This is a genomic window from Siccibacter colletis (assembly GCF_025914095.1).
GTDB lineage: Bacteria > Pseudomonadota > Gammaproteobacteria > Enterobacterales > Enterobacteriaceae > Siccibacter > Siccibacter colletis.
The window spans coordinates 3,722,362-3,740,703 of record NZ_CP074352.1 but is presented as its reverse complement, the minus strand read 5'-3'; the positions used below and the strand labels follow the sequence as shown (position 1 = coordinate 3,740,703).

The window sequence follows — 18,342 nt, the reverse complement described above, 5'->3', positions numbered from 1 at the left end:
GCGATAATGCAACCGGCGTCTGACTGATCGGATGAGTCAATTATGAACATGTCTCATGTTACCGCAGTGTGACTTTTCCGCCCTGGTGCTTTATGCCAGTATGGTTCGCTGGCCTGTTGGCCTGACTATAACGCCGGGAGTGAATGTGAGTAGCACTGTTGAACAACTGCACGCGCAGCTAGCCAGACGAATTCTGGTGCTGGATGGCGGCATGGGGACCATGATCCAGAGCTATCGCCTGGAGGAAGCGGATTTTCGCGGCGCACGTTTCGCCGACTGGCCCTGCGACCTGAAAGGCAATAACGATCTGCTGGTGCTCAGCAAACCGGAGATTATTGCCGCAATCCACTACGCCTACTTCGAAGCGGGCGCCGACATTGTGGAAACCAACACCTTCAACTCCACCACTATCGCCATGGCCGACTACCAGATGGAAGCGCTGTCGGCGGAAATCAATTTTGAGGCCGCGAAGCTGGCCCGCGCCTGTGCGGACGAGTGGACGGCGCGCACGCCGGATAAACCGCGCTATGTCGCGGGCGTACTTGGCCCGACGAACCGCACGGCCTCCATTTCGCCCGACGTGAATGACCCGGCCTACCGTAACGTCACCTTTGATGAGCTGGTGGTGGCCTACCGGGAATCAACCCGCGCGCTGGTGGAAGGCGGGTCGGATCTGATCCTGATCGAGACCGTGTTCGACACCCTGAATGCGAAAGCCGCGATCTACGCGGTGAAAGCGGAGTTTGAGGCGCTGGGCGTTGACCTGCCGATCATGATTTCCGGCACCATTACCGATGCGTCCGGACGCACGCTCTCCGGCCAGACCACCGAGGCGTTTTACAACTCCCTGCGCCATGCCGATGCGCTCTCCTTCGGCCTGAACTGCGCACTGGGGCCGGACGAACTGCGCCAGTACGTGCAGGAGCTGTCGCGCATCGCCGAATGCTACGTCACCGCCCACCCGAACGCAGGCCTGCCGAACGCCTTCGGGGAATATGACCTCGACCCGGCACCAATGGCGGCGCAAATCGGCGAATGGGCGCAGGCCGGTTTCCTGAACATCGTCGGCGGCTGCTGCGGCACAACGCCGGAACATATCGCGGCCATGAGCCGCGCGGTAGAAGGCGTTGCCCCGCGCCCGCTGCCGGAAATCCCGGTCGCCTGTCGTCTGGCAGGGCTGGAGCCGCTCACGATTGGCGACGATTCGCTGTTCGTGAACGTCGGCGAGCGCACCAACGTCACCGGCTCGGCAAAATTCAAACGCCTGATTAAAGAAGAGAAGTACAGCGAAGCGCTGGACGTGGCGCGTCAGCAGGTAGAGAGCGGTGCGCAGATTATCGATATCAATATGGACGAAGGAATGCTCGACGCCGAAGCGGCGATGGTGCGTTTCCTCAACCTGATTGCTGGCGAACCTGACATCGCCCGCGTGCCGATCATGATCGACTCCTCAAAGTGGGAGGTGATTGAAAAAGGACTGAAGTGCATTCAGGGCAAAGGCATCGTTAACTCCATCTCGATGAAAGAGGGCGTCGACACCTTTATTCATCACGCGAAGCTGGTGCGCCGCTACGGTGCCGCAGTGGTGGTGATGGCCTTCGATGAAGTGGGCCAGGCCGATACCCGCGCGCGCAAAATCGAGATCTGCCGCCGGGCCTATAAAATTCTCACCGAAGAGGTGGGCTTCCCGCCGGAAGATATCATCTTCGACCCTAACATCTTTGCCGTGGCGACCGGCATCGAAGAGCATAACAACTATGCCCAGGACTTCATCGGCGCTTGCGAAGACATCAAGCGTGAGTTGCCGCATGCGCTGATCTCCGGTGGCGTGTCCAACGTCTCTTTCTCGTTCCGCGGTAATGACCCGGTGCGCGAAGCCATCCACGCGGTGTTCCTCTACTACGCGATCCGCAACGGCATGGACATGGGGATCGTGAACGCCGGTCAGCTGGCAATCTACGACGATCTGCCGGCAGAGCTGCGTGATGCGGTCGAGGATGTGATCCTCAATCGCCGGGACGACAGCACCGAGCGGATGCTCGATCTGGCTGAAAAGTATCGCGGCAGCAAAAGCGACGAGGCCGCCAATGCCCAGCAGGCGGAGTGGCGCAGCTGGGAGGTGAAAAAACGTCTTGAGTACTCGCTGGTGAAGGGCATTACCGAGTTTATCGAGCAGGATACCGAAGAGGCACGCCAGCAGGCGGAGCGCCCGATTCAGGTGATTGAAGGGCCGCTGATGGACGGCATGAACGTGGTCGGCGACCTGTTCGGCGAAGGCAAAATGTTCCTGCCGCAGGTAGTGAAATCCGCCCGCGTGATGAAACAGGCGGTGGCGTACCTGGAGCCCTTTATCGAAGCCAGCAAAGAGAAGGGCAAAACGAACGGCAAGATGGTGATCGCCACCGTGAAGGGTGACGTGCATGACATCGGCAAAAACATCGTCGGCGTGGTGCTCCAGTGCAATAACTATGAAATTGTCGACCTTGGCGTGATGGTGCCGACGGAGAAAATCCTCAAAACCGCGCGCGAGGTGAATGCGGACCTGATTGGCCTCTCGGGGCTGATCACCCCGTCGCTGGATGAGATGGTGAACGTGGCGAAAGAGATGGAGCGCCAGGGCTTTACCATTCCGCTGCTGATTGGCGGGGCGACCACGTCGAAAGCGCATACCGCGGTGAAGATTGAGCAAAACTACAGCGGCCCGACGGTCTACGTGCAAAACGCCTCGCGCACCGTGGGCGTGGTGTCGTCGCTGCTCTCCGATACCCTGCGCGATGAGTTCGTGGCGCGTACCCGTAAAGAGTACGAGACTGTGCGTATTCAGCACGCGCGTAAGAAACCCCGTACCCCGCCGGTCACGCTGCACGCGGCGCGGGAAAACGATCTGGCCTTCGACTGGGAGAGTTACACTCCGCCCGCTGCGCACCGCCTCGGTGTTGAAGAAGTGACTGCCAGCATCGACACGCTGCGCAACTACATCGACTGGACGCCGTTCTTTATGACCTGGTCGCTGGCCGGGAAATACCCGCGCATTCTTGAAGATGACGTCGTGGGCGAGGAGGCGCAGCGCCTGTTTAAGGATGCCAACGAGATGCTTGACCAGCTCGCGGCGGAAAAATCACTCACGCCGCGCGGCGTAGTGGGGATCTTCCCGGCGAACCGGGTGGGCGACGACGTGGAAGTCTACCGCGACGAGACGCGCACCCACGTGCTGGCGGTCAGCCGCCATCTGCGCCAGCAAACCGAGAAGGTCGGCTTCGCCAACTACTGCCTGGCAGACTTCGTGGCACCGAAACTGAGCGGTAAAGCGGATTATCTTGGCGCGTTTGCCGTCACCGGCGGACTGGAGGAGGACGCGCTGGCCGACGCCTTCGACGCGCAGCACGACGACTACAACAAGATCATGATTAAAGCGGTGGCCGACCGCCTGGCGGAAGCCTTTGCCGAGTATCTGCACGAACGGGTGCGCAAAGTGATCTGGGGCTACGCCCCGAACGAGAACCTCAGTAATGAGGAGCTGATCCGCGAAAACTATCAGGGCATCCGCCCGGCACCAGGCTACCCCGCCTGCCCGGAGCACACCGAGAAGGCCACCATCTGGCAATTGCTGGATGTAGAAACCCGCATCGGGATGAAGCTCACCGAGTCTTACGCCATGTGGCCGGGCGCGTCGGTGTCCGGCTGGTATTTCAGCCATCCCGACAGCAAGTACTTCGCCGTGGCGCAAATCCAGCGCGATCAGGTGGAGGATTACGCCCAGCGTAAAGGCATGAGCGTCAGCGAGGTGGAGCGGTGGCTGGCCCCGAATCTGGGGTACGACGCGGACTGATCTGATCCTACGCGCATAAAAGGCCTTAACGTCATGGCGGTGGATAATTACGTCTCCCCGCCATGATTATCGACTCATTGCCGTGTAGGGCGGGTAAGCCTGCGCACCCGCCATAACAAGCGGTACGGTGCGGATCTACTCACCCGTCAGTAACAGCCTTCGTCCACACAACGCATAACCGCCCCCGTCTGGCATTAACCCTTTATACTCATCTTATCGCGCCTTACTGGCTCAACGCTTTTGAGCGAAGTAAGGACATACTAACTTTAACCATCATTACAGAGGAGAAACCGTGTTAACTCTGCTGCACCTGCTTTCTGCGGTAGCGCTCCTGGTCTGGGGCACCCACATTGTACGCACCGGCGTGATGCGCGTGTACGGTGCGCGGCTGCGCACGGTGCTGAGCCGCAGCGTAGAGAAGAAACCCTTCGCGTTTTGTTCCGGGATTGGCGTCACGGCGCTGGTGCAGAGCAGTAACGCCACGACTATGCTGGTCACCTCATTTGTCGCCCAGGACCTGGTGGCGCTCGCACCGGCGTTGGTGATTGTGCTCGGGGCCGACGTCGGCACGGCGCTGATGGCCCGGGTGCTGACCTTCGATCTCTCCTGGCTTTCGCCGCTGCTGATTTTTATCGGCGTCATTTTCTTCCTCAGCAAAAAACAGAGCCGTGCCGGACAGCTCGGGCGCGTCAGCATCGGGCTGGGCCTCATTCTGCTGGCGCTGGAGCTGATTGTGCAGGCGGTAACGCCTATCACCCAGGCCTCCGGCGTACAGGTGATCTTTGCTTCCCTCACCGGGGATATGCTGCTGGATGCGCTGATTGGCGCCGTGTTTGCCGTAATCACTTATTCCAGCCTCGCTGCGGTGCTGCTCACCGCGACGCTCAACGCCACCGGGGTCATCTCCTTTGATGTGGCGCTCTGCCTGGTCATTGGTGCCAACCTCGGCTCAGGCCTGCTGGCGATGCTGAACAACAGCGCCGCGACCCCCGCCGCACGCCGCGTGGCGCTCGGCAGCCTGCTGTTTAAGCTGGTGGGAAGCCTGCTGGTACTGCCGTTCGTGCACCTGCTGGCCGACGCGATGCGTCAGATTTCCCTGCCCGAGTCCGAACTGGTGATCTATTTCCACGTCTTCTATAACCTCATTCGCTGCCTGGTGATGGTGCCTTTTGTCGAACCGATGGCGCGTTTCTGCCAGCGGGTCATTGCCGATGCGCCGGAAGCCGATACGCGCCTGAAGCCAAAGCATCTTGATAACACCGCGCTCGACACACCGGCGCTGGGGCTGGCAAACGCGGCGCGGGAAACCCTGCGCATGGGTGAGGCGCTGGAGCAGATGCTGACGCTATGGGGTAATGTGATCCGCGGCGAACCGCGTCAGGAGCGCGAGCTACGCAAGCTGGCCGACGATGTGGACGTGCTCTACACCGCCATCAAGCTCTATCTGGCGCAGATGCCAAAAGAGGATTTAACCGGAGACGAATCGCGCCGCTGGGCGGAGATTATTGAGATGTCGCTCAACCTCGAGCAGGCCGCGGACATCATCGAACGCATGGCCAGCGACGTGGCGCGTAAATCCTTCGCCGCGCGGCGCGCTTTTTCCGCCGAAGGGCTTCAGGAGCTGGACGCATTGCTGGAACAGCTCTCCGACAACCTCAAGCTGGCGCTGACGGTCTTTTTCTCCGGCGACGTTGCGGGTGCACGGCGTCTGCGCCGCAACAAGCATCGCCTGCGCATTCTCAGCCGCCGTTACTCCCACGCTCACGTTAACCGTCTGCACCAGCAAAACGTGCAGAGCATCGAAACCAGCTCGCTGCATCTGGGATTACTGAGCGATATGAAGCGCCTGAACTCGTTGTTCTGTGCCGTGGCGTACAGCGTGCTGGAGCAGCCGGATGAGGATGATGCGCGGGAAGAGAAGTAAAGCGGCAAGCGCCTCTGCGGAGGCGTTTTTTATCCAAAAAGCTCGCTGTGAGTACCAATATCGATAAAGGTCAGCAGGTTTTGCGCCGGACTGAAGCGGTAAACCAGCAGGAAATCCCCGCCGATATGCAGCTCTCTTGCGCCTTCCCACTGTTCGCCCTTCAGTTGATGATCGCAGTAGCTGGCTGGCAAAACACTGCCGTGGAAAAGGCGCGTCATTACATCGACCAGTGCAGGCATGTCATGACGCCCCGCTTTGTTATAACGCTCCCAGGATTTTGCAAAGATACGCGTGTAGTCCACGCGTCGAGGCAAGCTACTTTTCTTGTTTCTCATCATGGCTCAGTTCCTTGAGCATGTCGTCTGACGACGTGAAGCGGTGGCTGGCATGTGCTTCAATGTCGCGTGCTTCCTGCAGAGCGGCTTGCATTTTGATCGAGGGGCGTTTGACTTCGAACGGTATGCCCTGATGGCTCACGACCTGTTCCAGAAACAGGCGTATTGCGCTACTGACGGTGAGGCCACAGTCGCGCAGGATATGCGTAGCTTCGTTTTTCAGCTCTTCGGAAATACGCATTTTGATGCTGGATTGCATAACATCACCTCGCTTTTTTTGTGGGTACATTGTGCTCACGATGTGGTTATTTTTCAAGCGGTGATTTCTCGGGTCGATAAACTTACGCGTGCACGGTTTTTATCGTCCCGCAGGCAGGTTATATTTCGCCTTTACAGGAGAAACTATGCTGCCAACTCACTCTACCCGATTAAATAAATACATTAGCGAGAGCGGGATTTGCTCACGCCGCGATGCCGATCGTTATATCGAGCAAGGGAATGTGTTCATCAACGGCAAGCGTGCCGGCATTGGCGATCAGGTGGTTGCTGGCGATGTGGTGAAGGTCAATGGCCAGCTGATTGAGCCGCGCGATGAAGAAGATCTGGTGCTGATTGCGCTCAACAAGCCGGTCGGCATCGTGAGCACTACCGAAGAGGGCGAGCGGGATAACATCGTTGATTACGTGAATCACAGCAAGCGCATCTTCCCGATTGGTCGCCTGGATAAAGATTCTCAGGGGCTGATTTTCCTGACCAATCACGGCGATCTGGTGAATAAGATCCTGCGCGCCGGCAACGACCACGAAAAAGAGTATGTGGTAACGGTGAACAAGCCCGTCACCGACGACTTTATTCGCGGCATGGGCGCGGGCGTACCGATCCTCGGCACCGTGACCAAAAAGTGTAAGGTCAAAAAAGAAGGGCCGTTCTCATTCCGTATCGTGCTGGTGCAGGGGCTGAACCGTCAGATTCGCCGCATGTGCGAGCACTTCGGGTTTGAAGTGACGAAGCTTGAACGCACCCGCATCATGAACGTCAGCCTGACCGGGCTGCCGCCGGGCGAGTGGCGCGATTTAACCGACGATGAGCTGATCGACCTGTTTAAGCTGATTGAAAACTCGTCCTCGGAAGCCAAACCGGCAAAAGCGGTGAAAAAAGCGAAACCCAAAGCCGCCGTGGCGAAAACCCCGGCTGCCAGCGGGTCGAAAAGCATGGCGAAAACCCCGGCCGAGCTGGCATCACGCAAGCGTTTCAACCAGCCAGGACGGAAGAAGAAAGGGCGTTAAGCTAACGCTTACCGCGGGTATGGTTGCTGGCTGACCACGAGAACGTCGCTTCCGTGTCAGGTTTGAACGCCTGCTTTTTTTTCTGCGCACGGGCCTGCTTTGCAGCAGTAGCGCGCTCGGCCATCAGCTTATCGATGTACTCTTTCTTGACGTGATTGGTTTCGGAATTGGTAAGAGGGCGGCCATGCGAGATACGGGCTTTATCGAGCAGCGTTTTCAGTTCGCGCTGTTCGCTCTCCGTCATCTCCTTTTGCGTCAGTCGGGATGTGGACATTGTTGCGACCTCGGAAGGAAAGAGTCTGCAGTGTAAAGCAAAGCGGTGCGCGCCTCAGTAAAATCTGCACCATAACCTGCGAAAAAAAGCCCGCGTCTGCGGGCTTTATTGTTTTCAGGCGCGGCGCTTTTTAAGCGCGCGGTTATCGTTAATCGGTTTTCCGGACCAGTAGCCCGCCAGCAGCGAACCTGAGAGGTTATGCCAGACCGAGAACAGCGCGCCGGGCAGGGCGGCGAGCGGGGAGAAGTAGATTTTCCCGAGCGCCGCTGCGAGGCCGGAGTTCTGCATTCCCACTTCGATAGCCAGCGTGCGGCAGGTGGATTCGTCGAAACCAAACAGGCGTCCGCCCCAGTATCCGGCCAGCAGGCCGATGGTGTTGTGCAGGATCACCGCCACAATCACCACCAGGCCTACAGAGGCGATATGCGCTGCCGAGCCGGCCACGACCGCACTGATGATGGCGAGGATACAGACCATCGAAAACGCGGGTAGGTACGGCTCCACGGCTCTCACCACGCGCGGGAACAGGTGATGGATCACCAGCCCCAGTGCAATCGGGATCACCACAATCTGCAAAATGCTGAGCAGCATCCCCATCACGTCCACCTGGATATGCGCATCCACATACAGACGGGTCAGCAGCGGCGTGGCGATGACGCCCACCAGGGTGGAGACCGACGAGATGGTGACCGAGAGCGCAACGTCGCCTTTCGCCAGGTAAATCATAACGTTTGACGCGGTGCCGCTGGCGACGCTCCCCACCAGCACCATGCCAGCGGAGAGGTCCGGCGGCATGTCAAACAGCATCGCCAGCAGCCATGCGGCGAGCGGCATCACCAGATAGTGTAAAAACGTGCCGGCCGCTACCGGGGCCGGACGCGAGAGCACGCGCTTAAAGTCGTCGAGCTTCAGATGCACGCCCATGCCGAACATAATCAGCATCAGCAGCGTAGTGACCCAGGGGCCAACGGGCGTAAAGGTAGCGGGCGTGTAATACGCAATTACCGAGAGCAGCAGCGCCCAGAGCGGGAACAGCCGCGTGAGAGTGGCAAGCATGATGTTTTCCTTGCGGTCGGAAGGGTGTCGTTGTGTTTTCCCGTGCCGCTGTTGCCGCGGCGTGCGTTTACGCTCCGGGAATGAAAAAGGCCGGGTGAACGCCCGGCCAGAGGTATTGTTTATCGTGCTAAGGATTTTTATTCAAATAAATTATGATGAAATGCCTTCATCGTCGGCGTGGATCTGCTCCCAGCTGAGATCGAAGCGGGCAAGGTATTTCCGCAGCCGATCGGCATCGTTAGGGTTCTGCTTCTTCTGACGCGATACCGCAAACAGGGAGCGACCCGCTTCCGACAGCGAGGCGCTGCGGCGACACACCTCAATCACCGTTTCCAGCTGGCGCTGGTCAAAAAGATCGATCTCTTCCTTCACCGGCAGCGACGCCGGAACGGGATTGCTGCTGCGCCAGTTCTGCCGCAGGCGTGCCGTCTCCTCCTCCACCAGACCCAGCGTAATGCGCCCCTGCTCGGCAAGCGTTGCCATACGCGCGACCGAGGCGCTCAGCTCGCGAAAGTTGCCGCGCCAGGCTGCCTGAGGCGAGCAGGCGAAGGTCAGATACGCTGCCTTCGCCTCTTTATCGAAGCGTACCTGCGTCTGCTGCTGCCCGGCAAAGCGCTGCAGCTCATATTCCACGTTGGGCGCAATGTCCTCCCGGCGCTGCGCGAGGCCTGGCAGGGCAAAGGTCCACATGTTGATGCGGGCATAGAGATCTTCACGAAAACGCCCTTCCGCTACCCACTGCGGCATATCCCGGTGGGTGCCGGCGATCAGCTGGAAGTCGCTGCACACCTCGTTATCCGCGCCGAACGGCAGGAAGGTTTTCTCCTCAATAGCCTTGAGCAGCATCGCCTGTTCGTCGAGGCCCAGCTCTGCAATCTCATCAAGAAATAACACGCCGCCGTCCGCTTCCCGCAGCAGACCCGCCCGCGCCTGCAACGCGCCGGTAAACGCACCTTTGACATGGCCGAACAGGGTCGACATGGCGTTATCTCCACGCAGCGTCGCACAGTTCACTGCCACCAGCCGGCCCTGTACCTGATGGCGCGACTGTCGCAGCTGGAAGATGCGCTGCGCCAGGAACGATTTCCCGGCCCCGGTCGGCCCGGTGAGCAGGATCGGGGCGGTTGAACGCAGGGCCACGCGTTCGATCTGGTCAATCAGACGGTTAAAGGTGGCATTGCGGGTGTCGATGCCGGCCTTGAGGAAAGAGACCGACTGCTGCTGTTCGCGCTGGAAGCGGCTGGTGAGCGTGGTGTAGCGGCTCAGATCGAGATCGATAACCGAGTAGGTTCCGGCAGCGGTCAAGGCGGCATCGGTGACATCACGATGCGCCGGGCTGGTCTGCACCAGGCCCGCGGGCAGGTAGCGGGCTTCGGTCAGCAGGAACCAGCAGATCTGCACGACGTGAGTACCGGTAGTGATGTGGACCAGATACTCCTCGCGTTCGGTATCGAACGGGTAGCGGGTGGCAAAGTCGAGCAGCGCGGCGTACACCTCTTCGAAATCCCAGGGATCGTTGAGCGTCACGGTATGCGGGCGAACCTCGGTATGCGGCGAGGCGAGGGCGATATCTTCCACCACCCGCTGCGCCAGCACGGCGTCACGCGGCTGGCACAGCAGCTCAAACCGATCCACAGGCAGATCGGGATGCAGGCACAGCCCGACCGTCGGTCGCCACTTGTTCCAGCGGTTGGCGCGTTTTCCGCGCTTGTCCAGCACGGTACCCAGCATGCCAATCACCACCCGACGCTTTTTCATTGATTATCCTTAAAGATAAAAACCGATACCAAAAGATAAATAGTAGCGCTTTCCTGCCCGGGCGTCCTGAAAAGACAGGAAAATAAAATTTATAAATTTCATATGGTTATAAATTTATTTTTCCCTTAAATGAAACTGGCATGCTTCTGGCAAAGATAACCTCATCAGCACGCTGGAATCGCAGGGAATCATCATCCCGCCGGCGCACCGGGAACGGTAACACGTTATCCACGGGGCGTTCCGCCAGCAGCGAGACACCGGCAAAACATCGGTTTATCAGGTTCGAATCCTGAATTTGCGTTCTCCTCCAGAGAACTTAAACAGCAGTACCCGGCGGTTGGGTTGGTAACGACCGCCCAGAGCTGACGCCGGTAACGGCGCCGGGCGGCAGGCAGAAAAGACCAGAGCAGCGGTCGCTTCCCCCTCCCGCTTCGCGCCTGCATTCGCGTCAGCCACAACATTAAGGAAAGCAAAATGAATAACACATTGACGATTCGTAAAGGCCAGCTGGGTTTACTGGCGAAACAGGGCGACTTTTATCAGATTCTGGAAGCGGGCGAACATCGCCTGCCGTGGTTTAACAAACCGGACGTGGTGGTGATCGACGTGAACAGCGGCGACGTAGCCCCCGAACTGGCTGACTACCTGCGCCGGTTTCAGCCTGCATGGGTAGAGAAATACTGCCTGGTGGTCGATACCACCGATAACGAAACGGCGGCGATCTGGCGCGACAACGTGCTGGTGGAGATCGTCCCGCCTGGCGCACGGCGTCTGTTCTGGCGCGACGGCGACAGCCTGCGGGCCGTGCATCTGGATACCCGTGAGGTGCAGGTGCCGGCAGAGATCGTGACTGCCGTTCTGCAACCGCGTGGCCGCGATGCGGCGGTGAAGGGACGCGAGGCGATCCTCATTGTTAACGTACCGGCCTGGCATGTTGGGGTGCTGAAAATTGATGGCGTCACGCAGCCGCTATTGTCGCCGGGGTTGAGCGCGTACTGGAAAATCAACCATCTGGTGGAGGCGGAAGCGGTGGATACCCGCCTGCAGGCGCTGGAGGTTTCCGGTCAGGAGATCCTGACAAAAGATAAAGTGAATCTGCGCATTAACCTCGGTGCCAACTGGCGCTACGGCGACGTGTTGCAGGCATACGGCCAGCTGGCTAAGCCGCTTGAGCACCTCTATCGCGAGCTGCAGTTTGCCCTGCGTGAAGCGGTGGGTACCCGCACGCTGGATGAGCTGCTGGAAAATAAGCAGGTTATCGACGAGGTGGTGAGCGCCCAGGTGGTAACACGCATGGCACCGTTTGGCATTGAGATTGCCTCCACCGGGGTGAAGGACATTATGCTGCCGGGCGATATGAAAACTATTCTCTCGCGGCTGGTTGAGGCGGAAAAACTGGCCCAGGCTAACGTTATTCGCCGACGTGAAGAAACCGCTGCGACCCGCTCGCTGTTGAACACGGCAAAAGTGATGGAGAACAACCCGGTAGCGTTGCGTCTTAAGGAGATGGAAACCCTGGAGCGCGTTGCGGAGCGCATCGATAAAATTTCGGTCTACGGCGGCCTGGACCAGGTTCTGCACGGCCTCGTGAACATTAAAGGAAACACTCATGCAGCATAACGACTATCAGTTGATGGCGCGGGAGAACACCGCGCCGGTAAAAATGTGGACGCACGGCGTGCCGGTGGAGCCTGAAGCGCGCGAGCAGCTGCTGAAAACCGCACAGATGCCGTTTATTTTCAGACACCTGGCCGTGATGCCGGATGTGCATCTGGGCAAAGGCTCCACCATTGGCAGCGTGATCCCGACCAAAGGGGCGATTATCCCGGCGGCAGTGGGCGTGGATATCGGCTGCGGGATGATCGCGGTGCGCACCTCGCTGACGGCAGGGGATCTGCCGGATAACCTGAGCGGGCTGCGCAGCGCCATTGAGCAGGCCGTGCCGCACGGGCGCACCGGCTCCCGCACCCAACGCGATAAAGGCGCATGGGCGCGTCCGCCGCAGGAGGTGGATAGCCACTGGGCGCAGCTGGCTCCGCGCTTTAAGCGCCTGACGGATAAATACCCGCAGCTGCTGAAAACCAACAACTATCAGCATCTGGGTACGCTGGGGACCGGGAATCACTTCATCGAGATCTGTCTCGACGAACAGCAGCGGGTATGGGTGATGCTGCACAGCGGCTCGCGCGGCGTGGGCAATGCCATCGGCACGCTGTTCATCAGCCTCGCGCAGAAGGACATGCAACGCCATATCGCAACGCTGCCCGACCGCGACCTCGCTTATTTTGCAGAGGGCAGCAAACACTATGCGGATTACATCGAGGCGGTGGAGTGGGCGCAGGATTTTGCCCGCCATAACCGGGAAGTGATGATGTCGCGCGTGCTGTCGGCGCTCTCCTCGGCCATCGCGAAGCCGTTTATGACTCAGCAGGAAGCGGTTAACTGCCATCACAACTATGTGCAGAAAGAGCAGCACTTTGGTGAAGAGGTGCTGGTGACGCGTAAAGGCGCGGTGTCGGCGCAGAAAGGGCAGATGGGCATCATCCCCGGTTCGATGGGGGCGAAAAGTTTCATCGTGCGCGGGCTGGGCAATGAAGAGAGCTTCTGCTCCTGTAGCCACGGTGCCGGGCGCGCCATGAGCCGAACCGCTGCGAAAAAACGCTATACCGTTGAGGATCAGATCCGCGCCACCGCGCACGTCGAGTGCCGTAAGGACAGCGAAGTGATCGACGAGATCCCGATGGCGTATAAAGATATCGATGCGGTGATGACCGCTCAGGCTTCGCTGGTGGAAGTGGTGCATACGCTGCGCCAGGTAGTCTGCGTAAAAGGATAAGACAATGAACAACAACGGAGTGAGTACTGCCATGCGCGAGCGCGTGCGGCAGGAGCTGAAAGAAGTGGAGCAACGCTATAACGTGCGCGTGCTGTATGCCTGCGAGTCGGGCAGTCGGGGCTGGGGGTTTGCTTCCCCGGACAGCGATTATGATGTGCGTTTCCTCTACGTCCATCCCCCGGAATGGTATCTGCGCGTCGATCCGCCGCGGGATGTGATCGAGCTTCCCATTGATGAGGTGCTGGACGTGTCGGGCTGGGAGTGGCGCAAAGCGCTGGGCCTGCTCAAGCGCGCTAACCCGACGCTCATCGAGTGGCTGGATTCGCCGGTGGTCTATCAGCAGGATGACCACGCGCTGGCTGCACTACGGGCGCAGGTGCCGGCGTGGTTCTCCGCCGAGCGGGCGCGCTGGCACTACTATTCAATGGCGCGCAAAAACTTTCACGGCTATTTGCAGGGCGACACGGTGCGGCTAAAAAAGTATTTCTACGTGCTGCGTCCGTTGCTGGCGGTGCGCTGGATCGAAGCCGGGAAGGGAATGCCGCCGATGCGCTTTGCGCAGCTGCTGGAGGGGACGGTGGAGGATGCGCTGCTGCGCCGGGAAATCGACGACCTGCTCGCCATCAAACAGCGGGCCGGTGAAGCGGAATATGGGGCAATGCGCCCGCACATCCACGCGTTTATCCTGCAGGAGCTGGCGCGAGGGGAAACGCCGCCCGAGCTGCCCGGCAGCGATAACGCCGACCCGGCGCTGCTCGACGACTTACTGTTCCGCACGGTAATGGCCTGACGTTGTCAGGCCATTTTTTTATCACTCGAACAGGTTGTGATGCAGCTTCTGCACCACCTGCTCGGCGTCATTGCCCGGCACCAGGAAGCAGAGGTTGTAGCTGGAAGCGCCGTAGCAAATCATGCGAATGTTGAACGGCTCCAGCACGCCAAACACCTCTTTGCCGACGCCGCAGGCTTTGGAAAGGTTGTTACCGATCAGCGCCACCAGCGCCAGATTCTCTTCCACCTCAACGCGGCACAGGGAAGAAAGCTCAGTCAGTAAGCCCTGGGTCAGCAACGTATCGCCGGTGGAGGTAGAGCCGGTGGTGTCGAGGGTCAGGGCCACGCTCACTTCCGACGTGGTAATCAGATCCACCGAGATATTGTGGCGCGCCAGGATGCTGAACACTTCAGCGAGGAAACCGCGCGAGTGCAGCATGTTGAGACTGTGCAGGGTCAGCAGCGTCTGCTTGCGGCGCATCGCCAGCGCGCGGAACAGCGGCGGATTGGTGGTTTTGTTACACACCAGCGTGCCGCCCGCCGCCGGATCTTTGCTGGAACCGACGAAGACCGGAATATCACTGCGCACCGCAGGCAACAGCGTCGCCGGATGCAGGACTTTCGCGCCAAAGGTCGCCATTTCGGCCGCTTCTTCAAAGGCGATCTCATCGATGCGCTTCGCTGCCGGCACTACGCGCGGGTCGGTGGTGTAGATGCCTGGTACGTCGGTCCAGATATCCACGCGCGCGGCCTTCAACGCTTCACCGAGCAGCGCTGCGGTGTAATCGCTGCCGCCACGGCCCAGCGTGGTGGTGCGGCCTTTACCTTCACTGCCGATAAAACCCTGGGTGATCACCAGGCCTTCGCGAATGCGCGGCTGCAGCTGCTGAACGCAGAGCTCGGCCAGGGCGGTGACGTCCGGCTCGGCGCGGCCAAAGCGGTCGCTGGTGCGCATCACCTTGCGTACGTCAAACCACTGCGCCTCCACCGCGCGTTCGCGCAGCACTTCGACAAACAGCAGGGTGGACATCAGTTCGCCGTGGCTTACCAGCTCGTCAGTGAGGGCAGTGGAGGTCGCGAGCGACGCCGCTTCGGACAGGGTGGCGATGTTCTCCAGCAGACGATCGATTTCGTCGCGGATAACGGTCGGGTTTTGCAGGCGTTCGAGGATGTCATACTGGATTTTGCGGATCGCATCGAGCTTGACGAAACGCTCGGTCGCTTCCGGGCCTTCTGCCAGCGCCACCAGCAAATTAGTGATGCCCGCCGAGGCGGAAAGCACCACCAGCCGCACGGCATCATCGGAAAGGACCACGTCGGCGCTGCGGTTCATCGCGTCGAAATCGGCCACACTGGTGCCGCCAAATTTGGCGACAACGAAAGCATTTGTCATAACAACCTCGTGTCAGGGAGCCATCCGGGATGGCACAACGTTATTCAGCCATGGCACAAGGAGAGAGCGGTAAGGGGGCGGACGCAGACGGGAAAAACCACAACCACATTCACCCAGAAGCGCTCCACCTTGCGAAGCGTCCGACTGCGGGCTCTTCGGGTGACAACCCAGGGGATTCAGCCCCTGCGGTCGATAGCACGCGTTGCCAGACGCTGCGCTACCTCGGCGTTGCTCCCCCTCTCGTGCGGTCTGCGGACTGGCTCCTCACACACGATACCTGGGCAACGCGCCTCTTCTGGCCATACCCCTTGCCTGAAAGGCCGGGTATGTCGACTCGCATAACGAGTTCTTATTCATAAATAAAGGGTTGGCGGGGTTATTGTCAACGCCGGGGTTATGTGGATTTTTCATGTTATGCCGGGTGCCAGGAAAATATCTTATAACGGCTATACTTTGGGCTTTGAACGACCGTGCGATCTCCGCGGGGCAGCATGATAAAAATCATCGCACTTCCAGTGACAGGCGCTACAATCGACCGCAGTCACAGTTCTCAAATCACAAGAGTATTGCTATGAAAAACATCAACCCGAAGCAGACTTCAGCCTGGCAGGCATTAGAGAAACATTACGCTGACATGGAAACGGTGAGTATTGCGGATCTGTTCGCCAAAGAGAGCGACCGGTTCAGCAAATTCTCCGCTACCTTCGACGACCTGATGCTGGTGGATTACTCCAAAAACCGCATTACCGACGAAACCCTGAGCAAGCTGCTGGATCTGGCGAAAGAGACCGATCTGGCAGGCGCTATCAAATCCATGTTCTCCGGTGAAAAAATTAACCGCACCGAAGACCGCGCTGTACTGCACGTCGCGCTGCGCAACCGCAGCAATACGCCGATTCTGGTTGATGGCAAAGATGTGATGCCGGAAGTAAATGCGGTACTGGAGAAGATGAAAGCCTTCTCTGAATCCATTATCTCCGGTAGCTGGAAAGGCTACACCGGTAAGCCGATTACCGACGTGGTGAACATCGGCATTGGCGGCTCCGACCTCGGCCCGTTCATGGTGACCGAAGCGCTGCGCCCGTACAAAAACCACCTCAATATGCACTTCGTGTCTAACGTCGATGGCACCCACATCGCCGAAGTGCTGAAAAAAGTGAATCCGGAAAGCACCCTGTTCCTGGTGGCGTCCAAAACCTTCACCACCCAGGAAACCATGACCAACGCCCACAGCGCGCGCGACTGGTTCCTGAAAGCGGCGGGCGATCAGCAGCACGTAGCGAAACACTTTGCGGCGCTCTCCACCAACGCTAAAGCGGTCGGCGAGTTTGGCATCGATACCGCCAACATGTTCGAATTCTGGGACTGGGTTGGCGGCCGCTACTCACTGTGGTCAGCGATTGGTCTGTCGATCATTCTTTCCGTGGGCTACGACAACTTCGTCGAACTGCTGTCCGGCGCGCACGCGATGGACCAGCACTTCTCCAGCACCCCGTTTGAGAAAAACCTGCCGGTGCTGCTGGCGCTGATCGGTATCTGGTACAACAACTTCTTTGGCGCGGAAACCGAAGCCATTCTGCCTTACGACCAGTACATGCATCGCTTTGCGGCCTACTTCCAGCAGGGCAACATGGAGTCCAACGGCAAGTTCGTTGACCGTAACGGCAATCCGGTGGATTACCAGACCGGGCCAATCATCTGGGGTGAGCCGGGTACTAACGGTCAGCACGCGTTCTACCAGCTGATCCACCAGGGCACCAAAATGGTACCGTGCGACTTTATCGCTCCGGCGAAAACCCATAACCCGCTTTCGGATCACCACGCCAAGCTGCTGTCTAACTTCTTTGCTCAGACCGAAGCGCTGGCGTTTGGTAAATCTCGCGATGTGGTGGAGAAAGAGTTCGCCGATCAGGGCAAAGACCCGAAAACCCTGGATCACGTGGTGCCGTTTAAGGTGTTCGAAGGCAACCGTCCGACCAACTCCATCCTGCTGCGTGAAATTACCCCGTTCAGCCTGGGCGCGCTGATTGCGCTGTATGAGCACAAGATCTTCACCCAGGGCGCTATCCTGAATATCTTCACCTTCGACCAGTGGGGCGTAGAGCTGGGTAAACAGCTGGCGAACCGTATCCTGCCGGAGCTGGGCGATGAGCAGGCAATCAACAGCCATGACAGCTCCACCAACGGGCTGATCAACCGCTATAAAGCGTGGCGCGCTTAAGTAATAGTTTCTTCTTATAAAGCGCCAGCGTAATGCTGGCGCTTATTCTCAGACTAATCTTCTTGTCGCTTATTTCCCCGCCTTCACACCGATCAGGTTAATCTGAAAGTCGCTATAGCTGTGCAGATGGCATGCCATCCTTTTCAGAAAACCCCGACGTTCATGCTCTGATGGTTATATTTTAACTAATTGTAATGTAACGTTTTTATATTAAATTATATTGCCATTGTGATATATATTATCTGCTAGTCCTAAAACGCTTCCGCTATTTCCCCGGCACGTAAACGTGAAGGGGTTGTTGTGTATACTCGAATGCGCCTGAAAAGCTTTTCGGGCACCTCTCCATTCATTAAATGAAGGGAAATAGTTATGAAGAAAATTATTTATGGCATTCTTGCCATATCCTCGCTGGCGGCTTCGTCTGCCTGGGCGGATCCGGTTGCGGTCGGTGAAGCAGCAGGTAGCGCGGCAACGTCTGTGTCTGCAGGAAGTTCTACTGCGACCAGCGCCAGTACTGTAGGGTCGGTAGTCGGTGTGGCACTTGCTGCTACCGGTGGTGGCGATGGTTCTAACACCGGGACCACCACAACTACCACAACCAGTACCGCCACCCAGTAATCAGGGTGTTTTAACCATAACCACACTTCGGTGTGGTTATT

The 18,342-nt window shown here is 58.6% G+C and carries 14 protein-coding genes and 1 riboswitch; of the genes, 8 read left to right on the top strand and 6 right to left on the bottom strand.

The genetic code is table 11. The features are described from left to right. Positions 1–145: 145 nt before the first annotated feature. The gene (gene metH / locus KFZ77_RS17875; protein WP_264384961.1) at positions 146–3,829 is read left to right on the top strand and encodes a methionine synthase; all 3,684 of its coding nucleotides are present in this window, start codon (positions 146–148) and stop codon (positions 3,827–3,829) included. 292 nt (positions 3,830–4,121) lie between these two features. Then, positions 4,122–5,753: a Na/Pi cotransporter family protein gene (locus KFZ77_RS17870; protein WP_264384960.1), complete on the top strand. Its 1,632-nt coding sequence runs from the start codon at positions 4,122–4,124 to the stop codon at positions 5,751–5,753. Positions 5,754–5,782: 29 nt separating this feature from the next. On the opposite strand, the gene KFZ77_RS17865 is transcribed toward KFZ77_RS17870, so the two are convergent. Together KFZ77_RS17865 and KFZ77_RS17860 are read right to left on the bottom strand one after the other, a co-directional pair. Beyond that, the gene (locus tag KFZ77_RS17865; protein WP_264384959.1) at positions 5,783–6,091 is read right to left on the bottom strand and encodes a type II toxin-antitoxin system YafQ family toxin; all 309 of its coding nucleotides are present in this window, start codon (positions 6,089–6,091) and stop codon (positions 5,783–5,785) included. After that, positions 6,069–6,347 (bottom strand): type II toxin-antitoxin system RelB/DinJ family antitoxin, encoded by a 279-nt coding sequence (locus KFZ77_RS17860; RefSeq protein WP_031521346.1) that lies wholly within the window; start codon positions 6,345–6,347, stop codon positions 6,069–6,071. The genes KFZ77_RS17865 and KFZ77_RS17860 overlap by 23 nt, the downstream gene beginning before the upstream one ends. A gap of 145 nt (positions 6,348–6,492) precedes the next feature. Here KFZ77_RS17860 and rluF point away from each other — a divergent pair, with 145 nt between their 5' ends. Then, a complete protein-coding gene (gene rluF / locus KFZ77_RS17855; RefSeq protein ID WP_031521348.1) occupies positions 6,493–7,374 on the top strand; it encodes a 23S rRNA pseudouridine(2604) synthase RluF in 882 nt (293 codons plus the stop codon). Between the two features lies 1 nt (position 7,375). Here rluF and KFZ77_RS17850 read toward each other — a convergent pair whose 3' ends face one another. The 3 genes from KFZ77_RS17850 to rtcR all read right to left on the bottom strand — a co-directional run bounded on the left by KFZ77_RS17850 (position 7,376) and on the right by rtcR (position 10,462). Beyond that, entirely contained in the window at positions 7,376–7,648 is a 273-nt protein-coding gene (locus tag KFZ77_RS17850) for a DUF3811 domain-containing protein (protein WP_031521350.1), read from the bottom strand. Between the two features lie 114 nt (positions 7,649–7,762). After that, on the bottom strand, positions 7,763–8,704 hold the full coding sequence (gene panS / locus KFZ77_RS17845) for a ketopantoate/pantoate/pantothenate transporter PanS (RefSeq protein ID WP_264384958.1): 942 nt from the start codon (positions 8,702–8,704) through the stop codon (positions 7,763–7,765). 150 nt (positions 8,705–8,854) lie between these two features. Further along, entirely contained in the window at positions 8,855–10,462 is a 1,608-nt protein-coding gene (rtcR, locus tag KFZ77_RS17840; protein WP_264384957.1) for an RNA repair transcriptional activator RtcR, read from the bottom strand. Positions 10,463–10,936: 474 nt separating this feature from the next. Here rtcR and KFZ77_RS17835 point away from each other — a divergent pair, with 474 nt between their 5' ends. From KFZ77_RS17835 to KFZ77_RS17825, 3 genes are read left to right on the top strand one after another with little or no spacing between them, the layout of a single operon-like run. After that, the gene (locus KFZ77_RS17835; RefSeq protein WP_264384956.1) at positions 10,937–12,082 is read left to right on the top strand and encodes a slipin family protein; all 1,146 of its coding nucleotides are present in this window, start codon (positions 10,937–10,939) and stop codon (positions 12,080–12,082) included. Then, positions 12,072–13,298, top strand: coding sequence for an RtcB family protein (locus KFZ77_RS17830; RefSeq protein WP_264384955.1), 1,227 nt, complete (start codon positions 12,072–12,074; stop codon positions 13,296–13,298). The genes KFZ77_RS17835 and KFZ77_RS17830 overlap by 11 nt, the downstream gene beginning before the upstream one ends. A 4-nt stretch (positions 13,299–13,302) precedes the next feature. Continuing rightward, the gene (locus KFZ77_RS17825) at positions 13,303–14,088 is read left to right on the top strand and encodes a nucleotidyltransferase domain-containing protein (protein ID WP_264384954.1); all 786 of its coding nucleotides are present in this window, start codon (positions 13,303–13,305) and stop codon (positions 14,086–14,088) included. A gap of 21 nt (positions 14,089–14,109) precedes the next feature. On the opposite strand, the gene lysC is transcribed toward KFZ77_RS17825, so the two are convergent. Beyond that, positions 14,110–15,462, bottom strand: coding sequence for a lysine-sensitive aspartokinase 3 (lysC, locus tag KFZ77_RS17820; RefSeq protein ID WP_264384953.1), 1,353 nt, complete (start codon positions 15,460–15,462; stop codon positions 14,110–14,112). Positions 15,463–15,571: 109 nt separating this feature from the next. After that, a riboswitch (Lysine riboswitch) is annotated at positions 15,572–15,765 on the bottom strand. A 268-nt stretch (positions 15,766–16,033) separates the two neighbouring features. On the opposite strand from lysC, the gene pgi reads away from it, so the two are divergent. Next, positions 16,034–17,683 (top strand): glucose-6-phosphate isomerase, encoded by a 1,650-nt coding sequence (gene pgi / locus KFZ77_RS17815; protein WP_031521362.1) that lies wholly within the window; start codon positions 16,034–16,036, stop codon positions 17,681–17,683. 369 nt (positions 17,684–18,052) lie between these two features. Continuing rightward, positions 18,053–18,301, top strand: a complete 249-nt coding sequence (yjbE, locus tag KFZ77_RS17810) for an exopolysaccharide production protein YjbE (protein ID WP_072001997.1) — start codon at positions 18,053–18,055, stop codon at positions 18,299–18,301. Positions 18,302–18,342 lie beyond the last annotated feature (41 nt).

Excerpts from the sequence above, each read along its gene's own strand:
- KFZ77_RS17865 (WP_264384959.1), bottom strand. The coding sequence starts at position 6,091 with ATGATGAGAAACAAGAAAAGTAGCTTGCCTCGACGCGTGGACTACACG.
- KFZ77_RS17860 (WP_031521346.1), bottom strand. The coding sequence starts at position 6,347 with ATGCAATCCAGCATCAAAATGCGTATTTCCGAAGAGCTGAAAAACGAA.
- rluF (WP_031521348.1), top strand. The coding sequence starts at position 6,493 with ATGCTGCCAACTCACTCTACCCGATTAAATAAATACATTAGCGAGAGC.
- KFZ77_RS17850 (WP_031521350.1), bottom strand. The coding sequence starts at position 7,648 with ATGTCCACATCCCGACTGACGCAAAAGGAGATGACGGAGAGCGAACAG.
- panS (WP_264384958.1), bottom strand. The coding sequence starts at position 8,704 with ATGCTTGCCACTCTCACGCGGCTGTTCCCGCTCTGGGCGCTGCTGCTC.
- rtcR (WP_264384957.1), bottom strand. The coding sequence starts at position 10,462 with ATGAAAAAGCGTCGGGTGGTGATTGGCATGCTGGGTACCGTGCTGGAC.
- KFZ77_RS17835 (WP_264384956.1), top strand. The coding sequence starts at position 10,937 with ATGAATAACACATTGACGATTCGTAAAGGCCAGCTGGGTTTACTGGCG.
- KFZ77_RS17830 (WP_264384955.1), top strand. The coding sequence starts at position 12,072 with ATGCAGCATAACGACTATCAGTTGATGGCGCGGGAGAACACCGCGCCG.
- KFZ77_RS17825 (WP_264384954.1), top strand. The coding sequence starts at position 13,303 with ATGAACAACAACGGAGTGAGTACTGCCATGCGCGAGCGCGTGCGGCAG.
- lysC (WP_264384953.1), bottom strand. The coding sequence starts at position 15,462 with ATGACAAATGCTTTCGTTGTCGCCAAATTTGGCGGCACCAGTGTGGCC.
- pgi (WP_031521362.1), top strand. The coding sequence starts at position 16,034 with ATGAAAAACATCAACCCGAAGCAGACTTCAGCCTGGCAGGCATTAGAG.
- yjbE (WP_072001997.1), top strand. The coding sequence starts at position 18,053 with ATGAAGAAAATTATTTATGGCATTCTTGCCATATCCTCGCTGGCGGCT.